Source organism: Methanoregula sp. (genome assembly GCF_052325125.1).
Lineage (GTDB): Archaea > Halobacteriota > Methanomicrobia > Methanomicrobiales > Methanospirillaceae > Methanoregula.
Window position 1 is genome coordinate 36279 of record NZ_JBKQWO010000035.1, and the last position, 20620, is coordinate 56898.

Here is a 20620-nt window from a genome sequence, read left to right on the forward strand (position 1 = left end):
GTCCCCTGCGTCGTATTTCGTCAGATACCATGGGGTGAAGGGAGCGGCGGTTCGTACGGTTCGCTCACGAAACGCTAAAGACCCCGCACGACAGATGAGAAAGGGTGCCGACAAAGCGCACCCATAGGTCCCCGGGTGATCGATTGGCAAGCGCCTGGATATGATCCATGGGACAACCCGGGTGCGCGACAGGCATCGCCCGGCTGAGGGTTTTATCCACCGGTGAAGAACGGCAGCAGCCACTGGTGATCCGCGTGTGTTTAAGCCGGGCGACACTTCCTTTCACGAAAGGGTGGTTCATGTCCACAATGGCAGATGCGCTTTTTGACGATGCCGACGGGGCACTTCTTTCAGTCGAGGTTTCTGCGGGTGCGAAATCAAATCTCTTTCCTGCAGGCTACAATGAGTGGCGAAAGGCAATCGGCTGCCGGGTCACAGCCCCTGCCGTAGATGGGAAGGCGAACAAAGCGGTTGTATGGCTTATTAGCACAACGATCGGGGTGCCAGCCTCGGCGGTTTCTATAGTATCCGGGGTTACCTCGTCCCAGAAAAAAGTGAGGATTATCGGAGTTACCAGGACGCAGCTGAGTAACTTGCTCCTTTCCAAAAGTCCCGAAAAATAATAGCCGGATGTTCACCTCCCGGGAAAACGGGCCACTATTTGACCGGACAAGCACTTACGATCACATAAAAGGGTTTTCGCACGAATTTTCGCACGAAGCTACACTTTAAGTAATTCCACACAATATATATAATTTATACCTATGATCAGGCATTTCATCCATCGCATGATACATGGGGGTGCGTTTACGTGTATTCACCGGATACTACCAAGTACCTTATTCACATCAGCCTCACTGCAGAGGGGGTGGTCGAGAAACCTGACGTAGTCGGTGCCATTTTTGGGCAGACTGAAGGGTTACTCGGCGAAGACCTTGACCTGCGGGATCTCCAGAGGACCGGGCGTGTCGGCAGGATCGACGTCCAGATAGTAAGCAAGAAAGGAGAGACGAGCGGAGAGATACTGATCTCGACCTCCCTTGACCGGGCAGAGACCGCTATTCTCGCCGCGTCGCTTGAGACCATCGACCGCGTGGGGCCCTGCGTAGCACACGTTATAGTGAACAGCATCGAGGACATCAGGGTCAGCAAGCGCAAAAAGATTGTTGAACGTGCAAAGGAGATCCTTGTCGAACGATTTGACGACGGGACGATAGACAGCGACGAGCTTCTTGACGATGTCCGGCAGACCCTCAGGGTTGAAAAGATCGGGACGATCGGCGATGAGAAGCTGCCGGCCGGTCCCAACGTCCTTGAGTCGGATGCTGTCATAATCGTCGAGGGCCGGGCGGATGTCATCAACCTCCTGCGGTACGGTATCAAGAATGCAGTGGCCGTGGAGGGAACCAAGATCCCCAAATCGATCGTTGACCTCTGCGAGAAAAAGACCACAACCGCGTTCTTCGATGGCGACCGGGGAGGGGAACTGATCCTCCGTGAGCTCCTTCAGGTAGCAGACATCGACTACGTCGCATTTTCCCCCCGGGGAAAGAGTGTCGAAGACATGACCAAGAAAGAGGTCATAAAGACGTTGCGGAACAAGGTGCCGGTCGAGTATGTCCGCGACCAGTATTTTGAAGATGCAGCCGAGCTCCCGCCTGACTTGTCCCGGCCGCCCCGTGCTGTTCCCGGTTCCGACGAAGCGAGTCGCAGTGACGCAACCGGCCGGTCCGGTACCGGTCAGAAGAGAGCAAAAGAGAGCGGGCCGAAAGCGCCTGTAACCATCCGCGATCACATGGAGGACGTGAAAGGCAGGAACGTCGCGAGATTCCTGAATGAGGACATGGCGGTGATCAGGGAGATTCGGTCTGAAGAAGTGGAGAAAGCCGTGGAAACGCTGGATGCCCCTGCAGCCGGCCTGGTAATTGATCGCACGGTCGATCAGAAACTGCTCGACCGGCTGGTCTGGAAAGGGCTCGAATATGTTGCGGCAAAAGATTTTAAGGGAATTATAAAAAGGCCGTTGAACATTCGGTTGATGAAAATGAGCTCGTAAAAGCGGCCTCACACAAATTTATTTATGCAAGGTGTGCACCATGTAACACTTTGGAGTCGTAGTATGCATAAGGAAGAACTTATCACCCTTCACAAGATCCTCTACGAGGTCAAGGACTATTTTGAAGAAGTCAACCCGGACCTGAAGTTTTCCCAGTACGGCGCCTTAAAGATCATCCCGTCCCAGCTGCACAAAAGTAAGCTCGAGCACAAATACGCCATCTTCGTGCTGGGGAACGAGATTGCAAATGCGATGAAGGATGTCGATTATACGTCGTCATCGCGAATCTCGGCACGTATGAAGGACCTGGCGGAAAAAACACTCAGGGAAATGGAATACGCCTGAATTTTCTGATGCTTTTTTAAACCCGTATTATCACGGAATAACGGGGGATATACGGGAAGTCTGCCAGGCGTAAGGAAATGTTCTGGCACCGCATACTGGTGAACTTATCTTAATGCAAGGGATCTCCTGCCGGAGCATAACGCTAAATCCGTTCAGGGGGATCAATCGTGTATGCGATACTTTCCTGATCCGGACCGGGGACTTGACATTGGAGAGGTTAACCGGGTGGTTGAAGCAGCATTTGCCGATCACGGGAAGGGGCTCGTGCAGATGCCGCCCAAGGTCTATATTACCCTGCCCGCAGGGGATTTCCGGACGATGCCGGCGTATCTTCCTTCGCTGGGGATTACCGGGGTGAAGATCGTCAACGTCCACCCGGACAACCCGAAAGTGGGGCTTCCGACCGTGATGGCGCTCACGGTTATTCTCGATACAGCGACCGGCAGGCCGACAGCTATTTTGAACGCGACCCGGCTTACGGACATGCGGACAGGGGCCGCGGGGGCAATTGCCGCAAAATACCTTGCGCCCGGAAAAGAATGCGTGCTCGGTGTCATCGGCACCGGCCGGCAGGCAGAGGCACAGGTAAAAGCCATCGCGCAGGAACTCTCCCTCACCAGTGTTAGGGTATGGAGCCGGAATCACGCACATGCTGAGGCGTTTGCCACACGCCTCACGCCACTCTCAGCAGAGAGCGTATCTATCGAGAAAGCCTGTGACTGCGATGTCCTTGTGACGACGACACCGTCCCGTACCCCCATCGTCAAAAGCGAATGGATACATGCCGGCACACATATCAATGCAATAGGTGCAGATGCTCCCGGAAAAGAGGAACTTGATCCTGATATCCTCCACCGTGCCCGGGTCTTCGTGGACGATCCTGCACAGGCATTTCACTCGGGAGAAATAAACGTCCCTATCACCAGGGGGATTTACCAGCCGTGGATGATCGCCGGCACGCTCGGGGAAGTCGTCATCGGCAGACGAAAGCGCGAAAGTAAGGATGAGATCACGGTTTTTGACTCAACCGGGCTTGCCATCCAGGATCTGGCGATCGCATCGATCGCGATGAGACAGGCAACCGGCATGGAACTGCCGTTTTTGTGAGGACCGCATCTTTCCAAGCAGGATCCAGCACGCTGTGCGATTGCCTCTTAATCAGGGGAAGGAACCGCAGGCACGCAAAAAGAAAGCGAGGCCCTGATACCCCCGGGCAATAGATCGCCACCACAACACATTACCCAAGGGGCCCCCAACCCCGGAACTCCGGTGAGGGCTGCCGGATTTTAGTTGGATGTACATCCAACGGTCACAGGTAAATCCAACTGCCGGATGTACATTCAACTCACACTTTTCGCGGTCGTAAGATTGTGTGTGGCCCATACCGGAAAACCCTGGAGATGAAAGACGCCCCGTATTTGGGTGCCGATACGGTTTGAGGGATTAAATTGCCTGAAAAGGATCTGTAATTCGTGATTCACTTAACTGTCCACATTCAAAAATCAAAAAAATATGCTCTGTAGAAATCCATGAGCAGGTTGTATGAACGCTATTGGGTGGGGGCTACGGCAATTTTTGCCTTCGCCCCAGCACGCTTGTGGCATCCCCCGCTTCGCGATAGCGCTGTATTACCCGTACTCCGGCATGCCCCCGACACGGGTAATACGAAAAGCATCGCATGTGCGCCCCGCCGTCCCCCTCGGGAGACAGGTGGCGCGAAGAGGGGGGCTCGCACAAATTTAAAAACAGGTTTTCTACAGAGCAAAAAATAAAAAAAATTACTGTTGCTCTTTTGCGTATTTCTTCCAGACCTGCTCACGATAGACCGGGCCGCTGTTGTAGGTACAGAAGGGAATAAGTTTACCGTCAGGTGTCGCATAGTGAATACAGCACCGCTGGACGCGCTCGATGTCGTAGTTGTACCGGTCCATGAAATGCATCGTACCGATAAAGAGTGCATTCCAGTGGAACTCCCTGAGTGCATCGAAGTTCTGGCCGATGAGGGTCTTTCCGATTAGCTTCCAGAACTCGGCCGTGCTCCCCTTCTCACCTTTCTTGAACGACGCATGGAGTTCTTTGACGCCTTCAAGCAGCGTTGCATATTTATTGATAGTACCGCCTTTCTTGAGCTTGTTTGCCATCTGCTCGATCGCCGCAAAGAGGCTCTCGACATCCACCATACGGGTCACCGGGATCATCCCCTCCTTCGTGACAAAGACATAGGTTGCCGCCCCGCAGTGCTCATGAGCAGTGAAGCGCACCTGTGGCCGGCCGGTATAGGCCTCCACGAGATCGGAAAACGGCAGTACGCAGGGAACCGGGTAGAAGTCACTCTTCTTTAAGATACCATCGGTCTGGGTCTCTATATCCCCGATGAGCTCAGGGATCGTGATCCGTTCCTTCTCGACATCCTCATCCTTTGCGGCACCGGTAAATGCGACAGGCTGGAAGTTTACGCCACGGACAATCGAGATGTGATCGGCGGCAAATTTCAGGATCTCTCCTACTTCCTGATCGTTTCTCCCCTTGATGATAGTCGGCACAAGCACCACACCCACACCGGCCTTATTCAGGTTCTCCAGTGCCTTGAGGTGGATTTTTAAAAACGGGTTGGTCGCAGGAGTGACCCCGTCGAAATGAAGATAAACCGTCGAGAGACCTGCATCCTTGAGCTGCTGGGCAAGGGCCGGGTTGTTTGCCAGTTTCACACCATTTGTTGCGATCTGCACCTGCGGGAATCCCAGTTCCTTTGCCTTTTTGACGATATCGACAAGGTCATCCCGCATGGTCGGTTCCCCGCCGGAGAACTGCACGGCAGGCGCCGGCACGGGTTTCTCGTTTCTGAGCACCTGCATCATGCTCACGATCTCGTCAAAGCCTGGTTCGTACACGAACCCGCACGCACGGGCATTGGCAAAACAGAAATCACAATCGAGGTTGCACCGGTTGGTCAGGTCGATATTTGCAAGGAGCGTTCCCGAATGGTGGTTGCTGCACAGGCCACATGCGGCAGGACAGGTATCTGACGTTACCGGGTTCTGGGGATTGGTCACACCACGGCCGATCACATCGTAATGTTCGAACCGGTGGTACATCTCAGGATCGGACCAGTAAACGTGCCGGTACCTGCCGTGTTCGGGGCAGGTCCGCACAAGCCAGATCTTCCCCTCTTCTTCTACGATCTCCGCTTCCAGAACTGCCCCGCAGACAGGGCAAAGGCTGCGTGTTTTTTTAATCAACATATATCCACCCGATGCAGCAATGGCCGAATTCTCTTTGGCTTGTTAGAGTAACCTTAATCTTTTTATCTGCTCTTTATTAGAGGTATTGGAGTGCTACACTATTAGTGCTGAGTCATTCATAATACCATTGCTCTCGACACTGCTCGCTGCATTCTGGATCATGGTTCCTGCGTATGTCCCCAACCCCGTCGCCGCACTGTGCGGTGGCGGGACGCCGGTAGATTTTGGCAGGAACTACTCAGATGGCCGCAGGCTTCTCGGGGAGGGTAAAACGTTCCGCGGCCTCGTATGCGGAGTGCTTGCCGGTGTCGCCGTCGGGGCACTGCAGATCTGGCTGGCCGGTACCTGGGGGTGGACATTCCTTCCGCAGCATACGGCAGCCTCGATTATCATCCTCCCGCTTGGGGCACTTCTCGGGGACATGGGGAAAAGCTTTGTCAAGAGGCGCCTGGGGAAAAACCGGGGAGAGTCATGGCCGATCGCCGACCAGTATGACCTCGTTGCCGGTGCTTTTATCCTGATGCTTGTCTTTGACCCGTCGTGGCTTTTTACGTACGTCACATGGCCGATCCTTATCGTTATCCTGATCCTGACACCGATCCTCCACCGTGCGGTCAACATTATCGGATACATATGCGGGGTCAAGAAGGAACCCTGGTGAACACGTATGAAAAAGATCGCTGACCTCCTCATCAGGCACAAAGCCATCGAATTCGGTGACTTTACCCTCGCGTCCGGAGCAAAGAGCCGGTACTATGTCGATGTAAAAACTGCAGTAACGCATCCTGACTTTCTCGCGGAGATCGCCCGGGAGATCGCAGAGAGATACGATTTCGATGTCGTGGCCGGTGTTGCCGTCGGGGGGGTACCGCTGGCCGTCGCGACTGCGCTTGCCGCACAAAAGCCCTTCGCAATCATACGGGCGGAGGAGAAAGATCATGGCAAGAAGGCACCGGTTATCGGGGATGTAAAGGGAAAAGACATCCTCCTTGTAGAAGATGTTACCACATCAGGGGGGTCCGCATTGTATGGCATTACCATGCTGCGCAATGCCGGTGCACGGGCCGACCGTGTTGTCACCGTGGTGGACCGGGAGCAGGGCGCAGCAGCAACGTTAAAAAAGCAGGGAATCGACCTCTGCCCGCTTGTGCAGGTGAGTGAGATTCTCTGACGCGCATGCACCGGAGCGTAAACCATTTTTAACAACAAGAACCCATGTGATGGATAATGAAGATCCTCGTTGTTGGTGGCGGAGGACGGGAACATGCCATAGCTGCAGCACTCTCCCGCAACAGCGAAACTGAAATTTATTCCGTAATGGCAAGGAAGAATCCTGGTATCGCCCGCATCGCAAGGAAAATCTGCGTTACCCATGAAACAGATCTCGCCCGGATCACGGCGTTTGCTGAAGAGACGGGCATCACACACGCCGTTATCGGTCCCGAAGCCCCGCTTGAAGCCGGTGTCGTTGACGTGCTCACTGCCGCGGGTGTGGCGTGCGTCGGCCCGACCAGAATGGCGGCCCGCATCGAGACCGACAAGGCGTTTTGCCGGGACTTAATGACACACCATCATATTGGCGGCAACCCGGCCTACCGGGTCTTCCACGACACTGCCGAGGCAATCGCGTTTGTAAAAGACCATGACGGCGATCTGGCCATCAAACCTATAGGTCTCACCGGGGGAAAAGGTGTCCGAATCATGGGAGAACAGGTAGACCTTGCCGGTGCCATTGACTACATACAACAGATCAAGGGGGAAGTAGTCTTCGAAGAACGCCTCATCGGCGAGGAGTTTACCCTTCAGGCATTTGTCGACGGGTTCCATATCGTTCCCATGCCGCTTGTGCAGGATCACAAAAGGGCATTTGAAGGAGACACCGGGCCAAATACCGGAGGCATGGGGTCATACTCGATGCCGGATCACATGCTCCCCTTCGTGAGCAGGAAGGATCATACCGCTGCCCTCTCCATCATGGCCTCGGTCGTTGCCGCGATGGCAAAGGAAGGGTATCCCTACAAGGGTATACTTTATGGCCAGTTCATGAATACGGCAGAAGGGCCCAAGGTGATAGAGTTCAATGCCCGGTTCGGGGATCCCGAAGCGATGAATGTGCTGACACTGCTCTGCTCTGATATGACCAAAGTGATCACCGGAATCACCGAAGGTACACTCTCCGCATCAAACGTAGCTTTCGAATGTGCGGCGACGGTCTGCAAGTACCTCGTACCCGAGGGCTACCCGGCCGCCCCAAAAACCGGCAGACCGCTCGTTTTCGGGGATAATGGCGACGCGATCCTCTATTATGCAAACGTGGATGAACGGGACGGCAGGTTCTTTACCCTTACCTCACGAACGCTTGCGTTTGTCGGGAAGGCCGATACTCTTGCAAAGGCAGAACACATCGCTGAGCAGGCTGCATCGGCCATAAAGGGAAGTGTTCATCACCGCCGCGATATCGGGACGCAGACGCTGCTCGACCAGCGGATCGCTCATATGAAGGAGCTGCGATGAAGAAAGATTTCCTTTCAATTCTGGATATTACCAAAACGGAACTCGGTGAGATCCTTTCTGACGCAGAGCGCCTCAAACGGCAGAAACGGGCGGGAGTACCTCATGAACTGCTGCGGGGCATGTCGCTTGCCATGATCTTCGAAAAGTCCTCCACCCGGACGCATATCTCGTTTGAGGTGGGCATGCATGAACTCGGAGGCCATGCGCTCTTTTTAAATGCAAAAGATCTCCAGATCGGGAGGGGGGAGGAGATCCGGGATACCGCACGGGTTGCGTCCCGCTACGTGTCCGGTGTGATGATACGGGCCTACCGGCACAGTACGATCGAAGAACTGGCCGCTAATGCCACGATCCCGGTCATCAACGGCCTTTCCGACCGCGAGCACCCCTGCCAGCTCCTCGCCGATATCCTGACAATCAGGGAGCATTTCGGCGATACCAGGGATCTCACCGTCGCTTGGGTGGGGGACGGGAACAATGTCTGTACTTCCCTCATACTCTCGTCTGTTCTTACCGGCATGGCGGTCACCGTCGCCAGCCCAAAAGGCTACGAAGTGGCACCGGAGACCATACAACGCGCATGCAAACTCGGGGGAACGGTAAAAACGGCACCCTCACCGGCAGAAGCGGTGAAAGACGCACACGTGATTGTCACGGATACGTGGGTCTCTATGGGCGATGAGACGGAGCGGGAAAAACGGCTCGCCGCCTTCCATGGGTTTACGGTAAACGACCAGCTCCTCAGGCATGCAGCACCTGACGTGAGGGTCCTTCACTGCCTCCCTGCCCACCGGGGGGAAGAGATCACCGGGGGCGTGCTCGATGGCCCGCAGAGCCTGGTGTGGGACGAGGCGGAGAACCGGCTTCACGCCCAGAAAGCATTGCTGGTAAAACTCCTTAAAAAATAAAAAAACGATACCGGGGCACCAGGATTTCCCGGTGATTATTCCCCGATAAACGCGCGGACTCTTTCGATCATATGTTTTTCAACCTGCTCTGCAACCTCTCGCCGGGCACGGAAGGCCAGGAGTTCCCGCTCGTCGCCGTCCATGTTGGCGAAACTGAGCACCTGTTTGCGTTCCACTACCTCGACATCAAATTTTTTTGCGATATCAATAATAACCGAACGCGGGACCCCCGGCGGGATAAGGACATCATAGAGCGGTTCTTCGGCTGCCGGGTTTTCACTTTTCTGCTCGTTATTCATCTGGTCTGACATGGTACATTCCTACTTACCTATTTTGATCCGCCGGCTCATAATACAGGGCCCGCCACGCACTCCACCGATAGGATTTTTGGGCTTTCCAAGCGAGTTCATGCACCGGCCCATCAGGGATGCACCGCGGGCGAGACCGTCATCCACAAAGACGAGGTGGTCGTTTGGATCATCAAAAAGGTTGCGTTCGGTGATCCCTTCTAAAATGTACCCGGGTTTTCGCCCGGAGATAGCTGCCCTCCCGGTAAAACCGATCGATGCGTTCCGTGGGACAAGATGCTCTTCCACCGCCACATCGATAAGCCGGAGCGCCATCTTCGCGCACACCCGGTCAACTACTTCGTTCAGAAATGACAGGTTGTAGTTTTTGTGGATCTCGGCCCCAATCTCGAATAATTTATCGAGATCGCTGCTGTTAACCCCGCAGTCACACCCTATCATTGCGATGTTGGACTCTTTCGCGAGCTTGGCATTGACCGGTACACGCCCGAACCTGTCCCGGTCCGATGGCACAATTCTTATATCGATATGCTCATGGCACCGTTTGACATACTCGTCCACCGTCTTACGGTTACCACCGGCAAAAATCCCCCCAGCGACACTGTGCTCGCCAAAGATGTCGAGAGCGGTACCGGTCCGTTCCTGGACAAGACCGGTCCCCCTGACAATCGCATCGGGAATTGCTCCTGCAAGGCCGCAGAAGTTTCCGATGGTCTTTGCAAAGGGGTTGGGATCGTCGGGGCTGACATCACTGGTGATCCTCCCGTCAAGTGTCGTTCCGAAATCTACGGAGACACAGGGATTCCTGAAATCGACCGGCGTCCACTTTGCCCCCTCCTTGATCCCGGCCATAGCAAGTTCGCCTTCCATCTCATTTGCGACCATCTCGACCCCGGTTGAGCCCACCGGCGGAATCACCCCGGCAACGGCACCGATAAAAACGACCTTGTCGGCAAAACTGAACGGCTGGAGTTTTTCCGACTGGTTGGCTTTTGTCATGGGCGGTGTCATCTTCCTTGGCGGGACACCCGCTATAAGGCAGCCGTTTGCAAGAGCGATAACAAAATCCCCGACCTGATCCGGGGATTCCATCTCCGCAACCACACCGGTGCTGCGGACAACGAAGTCAAGATCCGTCTGGATATCGAGATGTGCCTCCTGGTGGCACTGGATCAGTGTATCCCGCACCAGTTCGGTGACCGCCTTGCGCGAGAGTTTTGTCCCGTCAAGCGTCTCACCGAAGATTTCCTCGCCGGGCTTTGGCGGTCGTATATCCCGGCTCATACTCACGGTCTTGTTGATGACATACGATTTGCCGGTCTCCAGACTCACCCCGGTGAGGATGCACTTGGTGGTTGTATTACCCATTTCTACAGAGGCCACGATAAAATAGGGCTTGTTCTTGTATTCCGGGATCTGCATCCCTGCACCGTGCGCGATCGAGGGGAGGGGAGGACTTTCAACGATGTGGGGCTGTGGTTTTACCCAGCGGCTGAAAAAACTGGCGCACATACTTTAACGATCTGGTTGTTACGGGATATAAGTTTCTTTTTTTCATGCATGACGAAAAGAGGGGGAGAGAGGCCCGATAGCAACAAGCATAATACATCGGAAAAAATGAAAGTTGGCCTCAGTAGAGGAATTTATTGTTTGCCGGCATTCTTTCTTGTCTTCTCCCCCATGGCATGGACGAGGCGAGCCTGTATCCCGAAATACTGGGAGACACCAATCGCATGGCACTGGTCGATGGATGCGCTGTCAAAGGAGACCAGATCTCCGGAGTATATCGCCTGCGAAGAGCTGCGCCCGAGCACCCGGACACCTCCTTTGTAGAGTTCGAGATCGACGTGGCCGTTCACCCGATCCTGCGTTGTACCGATAAATGCGTTGAGCGCCGCATACAACGGTTCGTAAATAAGACCCTTGTATGCCAGTTCCGACCACTTGTCATCCACCATCCTTTTGAACGCAAGTTCCTGCCTTGTAAGTACCAGGCTTTCCAGATCACGGTGGGCGGTAAGGATAACCGTCGCTGCCGGGTGTTCATAGTTCTCCCGCGCTTTGAGCCCGAGGATACGGTCCTCGATCATATCGTTCCTGCCGATCCCGTGCCTGCCGGCAAGAATGTTGAGTTTCTGGATCAGGTCATAACCGGAGAATTTTTTCCCGTTTATAGCCACAGGAACGCCACCGGAGAAGGTGAGGGTGATCTTCTCCGGTTTTGCCGGAGCCTTTTCCGGTGAGACTGTCCAGAGATAGATCTCCTCGGGCGGATGGAAGGCCGGGTCCTCGAGCCGGCCGCCTTCGATACTCCGGCTCCAGCAGTTCTCGTCTATGCTCCAGGGCTTGCTCTTCTTAACAGGTACCGGAACCCGGTGCTCCTTTGCGTATTCAATCTCCCAGTCACGGGTCAGGTTTAATTCCCGTATCGGCGCGACAACGTCAAGACCGGCTGCACGGATGATGAAATCGAACCGGAGCTGGTCGTTGCCCTTGCCGGTACAACCATGGGCAATCGCGGCCGCCTTCTCTTTCTTTGCGATCTTTACAACTTCTTCCGCAATCAGGGGCCGGGCAAGCGAGGTACCCATCGGATAGCCTTCGTAGGATCCATTCGCCTTGATGGACGGGAAGATGTATTCTTCAACAAATCTCTTCCGGACATCGATGGTATAGTGGCAATCGGCGAATTTCTGTCCTTTTTTTGTCGCCACCTCGATCTCCTCGTCCCTCTGGCCGACATTGACAGCAACGGTCACCACACGATTATAGGAATACCGTTCCTTTAAAAGAGGGATACAGATGGAGGTATCAAGCCCTCCGGAATATGCAAGTACGACAGTACCTTTTACCATAATGAATACTTCCGTTGTCAGATCATCAGGTTGGACGTCTCACCATATATTTACAAAGGCTATCGTGGAAAAACAGATCGGCCCAAGCGAAGAACGGATGCCAAAAAGCCAGAACAAAAATGGATCGTTCAGGAAAGATTTCCTGAACGCGGATATCCGCCCGTTTTTAACTTACGACAATTGCTCCGGCAAGTTGTGGCTGGAATATGGTGGCATAATGATAAGTGCCTGTCTGGTTGAAGGTTACATTAAACATCTTGTGATAAGGTATCGTGACGGATCCGAAATAGGCACTGGTTGATCCAACCGACTGGATCCCATGGGGCTTGAAGGGATCATTGTTGCACCAGACAACGGTGGTACCGACTGGCACGTAGATTGTCCCGCTCGGAGTCATTGACAGGCTCTGCGTGAAGGTAATCTTGACCACATTTGCAGGTGCTGGCACAGCAGTCACATTGGCAGTCACATTAGCGGTTACATTGGCCGTCATGTTGGGGGTGACGACCTCGGTCGGAATGGCGGTCGGAACGGGAGTGGCAACCGTTGTCGGAACTGCCGTCGGCGTCGGGGTGGCTGCGGATGGCGATGACTGGGATGTACATCCCGCAAACAGGATCCCGATAAACAGGACTACAAGAACAACACTCAATTTCTTCATGCATGTTTTTTTGTTATCTCGGTATATAAGGATATTCTATTAGAATACGCGTCCGACCCGGTTCCGGGTCACCGGTACTCTGGCCCCGAACCTGTCAAAAAAATGATATAACGGTGAAACACGCCGGAATTATTTGAGATAATGGCTGATCGGCTCGAGAGTCATCTTCTCGCGCTTGATCGCATCGATCGCAAGCGCCGCTGCACGCGCTGCCTGCAGGGTCGTGATATACGGGATTCCGAAATCGACCGCCGCCCTCATGATCTGGTAATGATCCTGACGGGACTGCCGGTCCTGGGGGGTATTGATGATAAGCCGGATCTCACCATGGTGCATCATGTCCAGTACATTGGGGGAGCCTTCCTGCACTTTCCGCACGAGGTGCGCTTCCACCCCGGCATCGTGCAGGTAGTCCACAGTGCCCTCTGTCCCGTACAGGGTAAGACCGAGATCCCGCAGGCGCCGGGCGATCGGGATCACTTCGTCTTTCTGGCCGATGTTGACCGAAATAAAGATATTTCCCTTGAGCGGGAGCTCGTTATCTGCTGAAATACAGGCCTTATAAAAGGCGAGACCGAAATCATAATCGATTCCCATTACCTCCCCGGTACTTTTCATCTCGGGTCCGAGTATCGTATCGACGCCGGCCAGTTTGTTGAAGGGCAGGAGCACCTCTTTTACTGCCACATGATTGATCTTTTTTTCGTGGAATCCCAGGTCCCGGAGTTTTTTCCCGATCATAACCTTGGCTGCGATCTTTGCAATGGGAAGACCGGTTGCCTTTGAGACAAACGGAACCGTGCGGCTTGCCCGTGGATTGGCCTCGAGAATATAGACCACATTATCCTTTACGGCCATCTGGATATTGACGAGACCGACCACACCAAGGCCGAGCGCAATCCTCCGGGTATATTCCCGGACGGTCGCAATGATCTCCGGGGAGAGTGACTGGGGGGGGATGACGCACGCGGAGTCCCCGGAATGTATACCTGCCTGCTCGATGTGTTCCATGATGCCGCCGATGAGTACCTCTTCGCCGTCACAGACCGCATCGATATCGAGCTCAATGGCGTTTCTTAAGTACGAATCGATCAGCACCGGATGATGCTGGCTCACCCGCACGGCTTCTTTCATATATGTCTCGAGTTCTACCGTGTCATGGACGATCTCCATCGCCCGGCCGCCAAGTACGTAGGATGGCCGGACAAGTACCGGGTAGCCGATTTTCTCAGCTTTTTCCTTTGCTTCGGCTTCCGAATAGGCCGAGCTGTTGGCAGGACTGGGGATCTGCAATGTGTCCAGCAGGACGCTGAACCGGTCGCGATCCTCGGCAATATCCATCGCATCCGGGGTGGTACCAAGGATCCTTGTTGGCAGGCCCCGCAGTTTTATCTCCTTTTCGAGAGGGACGGCAAGATTGACTGCGTTCTGGCCGCCAAACTGTACCATCACGCCGTAATACTGGTCAGTCCTGATGATGTTGGAGATATCCTCAAGCTGCATCGGTTCAAAGAAAAGACGATCGGAAGTATCGAAATCCGTGGATACCGTCTCAGGATTGTTGTTGACGATATGGACCTCGACACCCTCTTCCCGCAGTGCTTTTACCGCATGTACCGTGCAATAATCGAATTCTATTCCCTGGCCGATCCGTATCGGTCCCGACCCGAGAATGAGTACCTTCTGCCGGTCGTCCGGGACAATCTCGCTTGTAGAATCCCGGGTCGAGTAAAAATAAGGAGTACTGGCCGGAAATTCCGCTGCACAGGTGTCCACCATCTTGTAGACCGGCGCGCCCACCATTTCTTCGATTGCGACCGTATCTTTCCCGGTGAGTGCTGCTATTTCGGTGTTGGTGAACCCATAGGTCTTTGCAAGGATGATATTCTCGTCGCTGCAACCGGCAGCAAGGCGTTTTTCCAGATCCACAATATTTTTGATCTTTTCCAGGAAAAACGGTGTGATGGCGGTAAGGTGAACGATCTCTTCGAGGGTAAAATTCTGCCGGAATGCATCAAAGAGGCAATGGAACCGTTCGTCGGTCGGGCGGGAGAGGATCATCCGGATCTCGCTTGGGCTTGTATGAATGCTGACATCGGTATCGATCGAACGCTTGGCTTTCATGAACCCTTCTTCAAGCGTTCTCCCGATCGCCATGACCTCCCCGGTACTCTTCATGGACGTCGAGAGCGTCCGGTCTGCTCCCTTGAACTTGTCAAATGGCCAGCGGGGTACCTTGACAACGACATAATCGAGCGTTGGTTCAAACGACGCTGCAGTGCACCCGGTCACCGTGTTCTTGATCTCGTCCAGACGCAGGCCGATGGCGATTTTTGCGGCGACTCTCGCGATAGGATAACCGGTCGCTTTCGACGCCAGTGCCGATGACCGGGAAACACGGGGGTTGACTTCGATGACCCGGTACTCACCGCCTTGAAATGCGAACTGGATGTTGCAGCCGCCCTGGACGTCAAGGGCCCTGATGATATGGATAGCGGCGCTGCGCATCATCTGGTACTCATCATCCCGCAGGGTGAGGATAGGGGCAACCACCACACTTTCGCCCGTATGAATCCCCATCGGATCAACATTTTCCATACTGCAGACGATAACACAGGTGTCCGCCGAATCCCGCATCACCTCGAACTCAAGTTCCTTCCAGCCCATCACACTCTGCTCGATAAGAACCTGATGAATGCGGGACCGGGAGAGCCCCAGTTCGACAATCCGGGTCAGTTCTTCCCGGGTCCGGCCGATGCCTCCCCCGGCTCCCCCCAGGGTATAGGCCGGGCGCACAACCGCAGGCAGGCCGATTTGTGTAATCGCCTCATCGATCTGGCTGAGGGTGTTGATCACCATGCTTTTCGGGACCGGCTCACCGATCTCGTTCATGAGATCCCGGAATTTTTCCCGGTCTTCACCTTTGTAGATTGCTTCGAGCGGCGTGCCGAGGATCTCGACGCCTTTAAGCGCGCCCATCTCCGCAAGCTCCGCGGTAAGGTTGAGGCCGGTCTGGCCCCCCATACCGGAGAGAATCCCGTCCGGATGCTCTTTTTCTATGATCTTTGCGATGATGTCGGCCCGTAACGGTTCGATATAGATCGCTTCTGCCATCTCCGGGTCGGTCATGATCGTCGCCGGGTTGGAGTTGACCAGCACAATCTCGATGCCCTCTTCCCGGAGGGATCGGCAGGCCTGGGATCCGGAGAAATCGAATTCTGCCGCCTGGCCGATCTGGATCGGCCCCGATCCGATGATCAGGACTTTCCGGATATCCGCGCGCCGGGGCATTTAATCCAGCCTCCGGAAGAGCGCGTCAAAGAAATGCGCCTCGGTGTCCCGTGGGCCCCCGTGGGCTTCAGGGTGGAACTGTACGGTGGTCAGGCACAGGTCATCGTTCTCAAACCCCTCTACCGTCCCGTCGTTGACGTTTGTGTAGGACACACGGCAGCCCTCCGGCAGGGACCCGGCATCCACGGCAAAACCGTGATTCTGCGTCGTGATGAAGATCCTTCCGTCTTTGTACCTTACCGGCTGGTTTGCCCCCCGGTGACCGAACTTGAGTTTGTAGGTATCGCCACCAAGCGCAAGTGCGGAGACCTGGTTGCCCATGCAGATCCCGAAGATGGGGAGTTCTCCCAGAAGATCCTGTATGCAGCGGATCGCATCCGTAGCCTGCTTGGGGTCGCCCGGGCCGTTACTCACGAAGAGGGCATCGGGAGTGCAGGCCCTGACCTGATCTGCCGTGGCGTTGTAGGGAAAAACGTACAGGTCCCCGTTCCGTTTTGAAAGGCTGGTAAGCATGTTCTTTTTGATCCCGAGATCGATGACCGCGATCCGTTTACCGGTACCGGGGATACGGTAGGGTTCCCTGCACGATACTTCGGGAATGGGAACGATATCACATATGGTTGGCGTCTTTTTTGCAAGGGCCACTGCATACGCTCCGTCATCGCTTCCCACAACAAGCGCAGCCCTCATCGTGCCGTGTACCCGTGCCTTGATAGTCAGGGCACGCGTGTCGACACCGGTCATTCCAAGAAGGCCGTTTTCTTCAAAAAAAGTCCTCACAGACGGTTCATATGCGGGTTTCTCGCAGATCTCTTTTGCGATGCATCCCAGTGCACATACGTGCGGGTTCTGGAAATTTACGGGATCGACACCATAGTTGCCAATCTGGGGAAAAGTGAACATCAGGATCTGCCCGAAATAACTCGGATCGGTGAGAGATTCCATGTAACCGGTCATCTGCGTGTTGAAGACCAGTTCCCCTGCACATTCACCTTTCACCCCGAATCCTTCACCGACAACAAAGTCCCCGTCTTCAAATCCCAGAACCGCCTTCATGATGTCCATACTTTATGTGCCGGATTAGTTATTAACGCTGATGCAAAGGACAGAACATGCCTGCCATTATCCCTCGCACGCTGGTCTGGCAACCGGTCCGTAAGAATTCTGCTGCATGCCCGTTACCAGGCCCGGCATACACTTTTGATTGCACCACAACTACAGGTCAGCGGGATCCGGACGGGAGGTCAAATCCGGCCTGCTCCGGGGTAATGCTCCGGGGTAATGGATCCGCCCGTATCCCCATTTTTAAATAGTATATGCCGCAATTTCATTTCATTGAAGGTGTTTTACAACGCCAACGCACGTGAACGGAAAAAACAAGGGAGCAGTCATGCTGTACGCACTCTCGACCTGCCAGTGGTGCCACAAAACGAAGGTGCTGCTGGAAGAACTCGGCATTGCATTCGATTACGAGTACGTTGATTTGCTTGAGGGAAAAGAACAGGATGCGGTAATGGACGCATTAGAGCGATGGAACCCCAAAGGATCGTTTCCCACACTGGTGATCAACAACAAACGTGCAATCGTTGGATTCCGCGAGCAGGAAATCCGGGAGGCACTGGCACTATGAATGTCCCCGAGATTACGGAGATAGCCATTGATGCCACATACCGTACGCTCAAGGCCGATGCTGAAAAAAACGGGTACCGGCTGAACCCGGATGAAGATTTTGTAAAAAATCTTGTCCGGGGCCTGTTGAAAAACGAGCAGCGATACGGGTACCGTGCCTGCCCCTGCCGCCTTGCCTCCGGTAAAAAAGATGAAGATCTCGATATTGTCTGCCCCTGTGATTACCGGGACGCCGATGTTGAAGAATACGGTTCCTGTTACTGCGCCCTGTACGTGAACGAGGCGATTGCTCTGGGGAAACAGAAAGTTGTCCCGGTCCCGGAGCGCCGTCCGCCCCGCTCAGAACGGGGGAAGACCCGTATCGTCAGGACGGTTTCGACAACAGCACTCCCTGTTTTTCCCCTGCCGGTCTGGCGCTGTAAAGTCTGCGGGTACCTCTGCGCACGCGAGCAGCCACCGGAGATCTGCCCCATATGCAAGGCCTCAAAGGAAAGGTTTGAGAGGTTTGTGTGAGGGTTTTTTTCAGGAAAACTGCCCCGGGGAGGGAGGTATCTTTTATTATAGCGCTGGAGAGGGGGGTTGAATCTCGATCGGTGCGCCCTTTGCTGGTGTTTTTGATGTTTGAATGAGTGATGTTTTTCGCTCTATCCTAAAAGATCAAACATTTCCGGATTTGAACAAACTTTTAATATATCTTAGTAGAGATTTTTCAAAATTTAAAATATTTTCAGATGTTAAATCAAACTCTATCTTGTTTTGAGAAAGTTTACACTAATCCAATAATTTCGCGCGTTTCAAGTAGAATAATAGCAGAAATGGGTATATGCCACGTTCATCAACTGTCTTTAATGTATTAATCGCTTCACCTTCTGATGTTGAAGAAGAAAGGGAAGGAAGTTCTAAATGTCATTGCCAACTGGAATGCTGTGCATTCACAAAAAGAAAATGTTATCCTAAATCCTGTTTTATGGGAAACACATTCATGGCCAAAACTTGGTGATCGTCCTCAAGCAATTTTAAATGAACAAATTGTTAATGGCTGTGACATATTAATCGGATTTTTTTGGACTAGAATTGGTACATCTACGGGATTTGAGGAATCTGGGACAGTAGAGGAAATAAAAAAATTCTCGAAAGCAAAAAAACAAATCTCATTATACTTTTCAACGCGTCCAATTACTCCAGATTTAATCAATAATGAGCAATATGAAAAATTAAAGAAATTTAAACAGGAATGTAAACAATTAGGATTAGTCTCAGAATATGTGACTATTAATGATCTAAAGGATAAATTGTCTAATGATCTCACCCGAATTGTCAATGATTTACAAAACAGATTTGGCTATTTCCCGAGAACGGGATTGTCCGAAAATTTTGAAAGTTCGAATATCAAAAGGATATATAAACGTATATACGTCTTTGAAAATCGATTTGAATTGGAATTAGAGAAATCACTTGCCAGACCTTCACGAACATACGAATATGGGGCAGTATGCAGCGTATTAAACTGGGCATATACGGACTTATGGGAAATCTATGGGGACATGATTGATCCTGAAATTCAAGATTACGCAAAAAAAGTTGGAAATGCAATAAAATACATCATTTCTGCAAAAGAAGGAGCTGAAGGAAAAGATCTACTTGGGGGTGGATTGGGCTGGATGAGTTTTGATTATGAGCAGAATGTAAAACCCCACGTTGAGAAATTTATTGACACTTTAAATGATTGTTTAATCTCTCTGGATAAAAAAATAAAAGAGGATTTCCCTGATTAACCCGAAAACTCATCTACATAAATTATGTTCAATTTTGTTCCCGGATTAACGGCACCTGTCTGGACTTCTTCACCCAAATAAAGCCTGCCTATTTTTAAGCAATTCACGGAATGATACATTATATTTACTGGATACTTCTTTAGTAAATCTCTTGATAACCGTTTTCTAGTCTTTGACCACATCTTATAAGGTTGATTATAAAACTTCTGAAACTGGAAATTTTTCTTTCATATTGGAGGCGATTCCTCCCCCTCCTCGCTTCTGCTCGGAGTCGCTCGGGCGCCTCGTCGGGCCCTCGCTGGGCAGATTACCTGCACACTCATTTAGGTAATTGATCCGCCGCGGGGGCGCCCCGTCGGGGGCGGCGGCACTGCTCGCTCGTGGGGGTATGGGGGCGACAGCCCCCATCTTCCAGATCCGTTCCCGGAACCTGGCAGATCCGTACAGACACCCGCACTTTTCTTTGAAAACTTCCGGTCGCGAGCCGGCAATTCCGGAAAAAGTCCGGCTCAGTTGCTGAGAATTTTAAAAAAAGACCGGATCGATTCCTGAGAATTCCGGAAAAAGTCCGGATCGGTTGCTGAGAATTTTAAAAAAAGACCGGACCGATTTCTGAGGATTCCGGAAAGTCCGGCAACCTCATCCGGCTTTTTAGAAAAGTTCGATAACCGTGCCGGACTTTTTTTTTAAATTGCTGACAGCGTTATCGATCTTTCTCCGGAAAAGCCGGAAAATACCTGTGAACATTTTGAGCGGGCAAAGGGGGAAGAGGGATGCCCGCCCCATCCTGTTTGCGTTCAGGGAGGGTTACTGCTCTACCCTAATCCGGGCTCAATCTGGCCTCCGATTGCCTGTTTTCAGATCAAAAAGAAGCCCGTATCGGGCTCCGTTTAAAAACAAGCCCAAATAGGCCTTATTTTTGCAATCGGACGAAATAAAACGGACCCGATAATGCGGTTTTACGGGCAAATCTCAGGCCCGGATGGGTTTTCGGTTGATCCAGAAAAACAGTGGCCCGTAATGGGCCGATATGACC

The 20620-nt window shown here is 53.0% G+C and carries 18 protein-coding genes; 11 read left to right on the forward strand and 7 right to left on the reverse strand.

Annotated elements, in window-relative coordinates:
- The first annotated feature begins 167 nt into the window (after positions 1–167).
- The 4 genes from ACLQMU_RS08760 to ACLQMU_RS08775 all read left to right on the forward strand — a co-directional run bounded on the left by ACLQMU_RS08760 (position 168) and on the right by ACLQMU_RS08775 (position 3508).
- Positions 168–623, forward strand: coding sequence for a DUF167 domain-containing protein (locus tag ACLQMU_RS08760; RefSeq protein WP_422149697.1), 456 nt, complete (start codon positions 168–170; stop codon positions 621–623).
- Positions 624–811: 188 nt separating this feature from the next.
- Positions 812–2056 carry a DNA primase DnaG gene (gene dnaG / locus ACLQMU_RS08765; RefSeq protein WP_424039375.1) on the forward strand — a complete coding sequence of 415 codons (1245 nt, stop codon included), beginning with the start codon at positions 812–814 and terminating at the stop codon, positions 2054–2056.
- A 63-nt stretch (positions 2057–2119) separates the two neighbouring features.
- Positions 2120–2401, forward strand: a complete 282-nt coding sequence (locus ACLQMU_RS08770; protein ID WP_422149699.1) for a UPF0058 family protein — start codon at positions 2120–2122, stop codon at positions 2399–2401.
- Positions 2402–2572: 171 nt separating this feature from the next.
- Entirely contained in the window at positions 2573–3508 is a 936-nt protein-coding gene (locus ACLQMU_RS08775; protein ID WP_422149700.1) for an ornithine cyclodeaminase family protein, read from the forward strand.
- A 671-nt stretch (positions 3509–4179) separates the two neighbouring features.
- Here ACLQMU_RS08775 and tes read toward each other — a convergent pair.
- Entirely contained in the window at positions 4180–5643 is a 1464-nt protein-coding gene (gene tes, locus ACLQMU_RS08780; protein WP_422149701.1) for a tetraether lipid synthase Tes, read from the reverse strand.
- Between the two features lie 127 nt (positions 5644–5770).
- On the opposite strand from tes, the gene ACLQMU_RS08785 reads away from it, so the two are divergent.
- From ACLQMU_RS08785 to argF, 4 genes are read left to right on the forward strand one after another with little or no spacing between them, the layout of a single operon-like run.
- Positions 5771–6304, forward strand: a complete 534-nt coding sequence (locus tag ACLQMU_RS08785) for a CDP-2,3-bis-(O-geranylgeranyl)-sn-glycerol synthase (protein WP_422149703.1) — start codon at positions 5771–5773, stop codon at positions 6302–6304.
- Positions 6305–6310: 6 nt separating this feature from the next.
- Positions 6311–6814 (forward strand): orotate phosphoribosyltransferase, encoded by a 504-nt coding sequence (gene pyrE / locus ACLQMU_RS08790; protein WP_424040351.1) that lies wholly within the window; start codon positions 6311–6313, stop codon positions 6812–6814.
- Between the two features lie 56 nt (positions 6815–6870).
- The gene (purD, locus tag ACLQMU_RS08795; RefSeq protein ID WP_424040350.1) at positions 6871–8157 is read left to right on the forward strand and encodes a phosphoribosylamine--glycine ligase; all 1287 of its coding nucleotides are present in this window, start codon (positions 6871–6873) and stop codon (positions 8155–8157) included.
- The gene (argF, locus tag ACLQMU_RS08800; protein ID WP_422149390.1) at positions 8154–9065 is read left to right on the forward strand and encodes an ornithine carbamoyltransferase; all 912 of its coding nucleotides are present in this window, start codon (positions 8154–8156) and stop codon (positions 9063–9065) included. The genes purD and argF overlap by 4 nt, the downstream gene beginning before the upstream one ends.
- A 35-nt stretch (positions 9066–9100) precedes the next feature.
- Here argF and ACLQMU_RS08805 read toward each other — a convergent pair whose 3' ends face one another.
- From ACLQMU_RS08805 to carA, 6 genes are all read right to left on the reverse strand, one after another.
- Positions 9101–9376, reverse strand: a complete 276-nt coding sequence (locus ACLQMU_RS08805) for a hypothetical protein (RefSeq protein ID WP_422149389.1) — start codon at positions 9374–9376, stop codon at positions 9101–9103.
- A gap of 9 nt (positions 9377–9385) precedes the next feature.
- The gene (locus ACLQMU_RS08810; protein ID WP_422149388.1) at positions 9386–10885 is read right to left on the reverse strand and encodes a methanogenesis marker 14 protein; all 1500 of its coding nucleotides are present in this window, start codon (positions 10883–10885) and stop codon (positions 9386–9388) included.
- 131 nt (positions 10886–11016) lie between these two features.
- The gene (locus ACLQMU_RS08815) at positions 11017–12228 is read right to left on the reverse strand and encodes an argininosuccinate synthase (RefSeq protein WP_422149387.1); all 1212 of its coding nucleotides are present in this window, start codon (positions 12226–12228) and stop codon (positions 11017–11019) included.
- Positions 12229–12394: 166 nt separating this feature from the next.
- Entirely contained in the window at positions 12395–12889 is a 495-nt protein-coding gene (locus ACLQMU_RS08820) for a cupredoxin domain-containing protein (protein ID WP_422149386.1), read from the reverse strand.
- Between the two features lie 129 nt (positions 12890–13018).
- Positions 13019–16180 (reverse strand): carbamoyl-phosphate synthase large subunit, encoded by a 3162-nt coding sequence (carB, locus tag ACLQMU_RS08825; RefSeq protein ID WP_422149385.1) that lies wholly within the window; start codon positions 16178–16180, stop codon positions 13019–13021.
- Entirely contained in the window at positions 16181–17236 is a 1056-nt protein-coding gene (carA, locus tag ACLQMU_RS08830) for a glutamine-hydrolyzing carbamoyl-phosphate synthase small subunit (RefSeq protein ID WP_424040347.1), read from the reverse strand.
- Positions 17237–17570: 334 nt separating this feature from the next.
- On the opposite strand from carA, the gene ACLQMU_RS08835 reads away from it, so the two are divergent.
- The 3 genes from ACLQMU_RS08835 to ACLQMU_RS08845 all read left to right on the forward strand — a co-directional run bounded on the left by ACLQMU_RS08835 (position 17571) and on the right by ACLQMU_RS08845 (position 19584).
- Positions 17571–17810, forward strand: coding sequence for a glutaredoxin family protein (locus tag ACLQMU_RS08835; protein WP_424040352.1), 240 nt, complete (start codon positions 17571–17573; stop codon positions 17808–17810).
- Positions 17807–18322, forward strand: a complete 516-nt coding sequence (locus tag ACLQMU_RS08840) for a ferredoxin-thioredoxin reductase catalytic domain-containing protein (protein ID WP_424040345.1) — start codon at positions 17807–17809, stop codon at positions 18320–18322. Before ACLQMU_RS08835 ends, ACLQMU_RS08840 begins: the two co-directional genes overlap by 4 nt.
- 359 nt (positions 18323–18681) lie before the next feature.
- Complete coding sequence (locus tag ACLQMU_RS08845) at positions 18682–19584, forward strand: hypothetical protein (protein WP_424040344.1); 903 nt, start codon at positions 18682–18684, stop codon at positions 19582–19584.
- Positions 19585–20620 lie beyond the last annotated feature (1036 nt).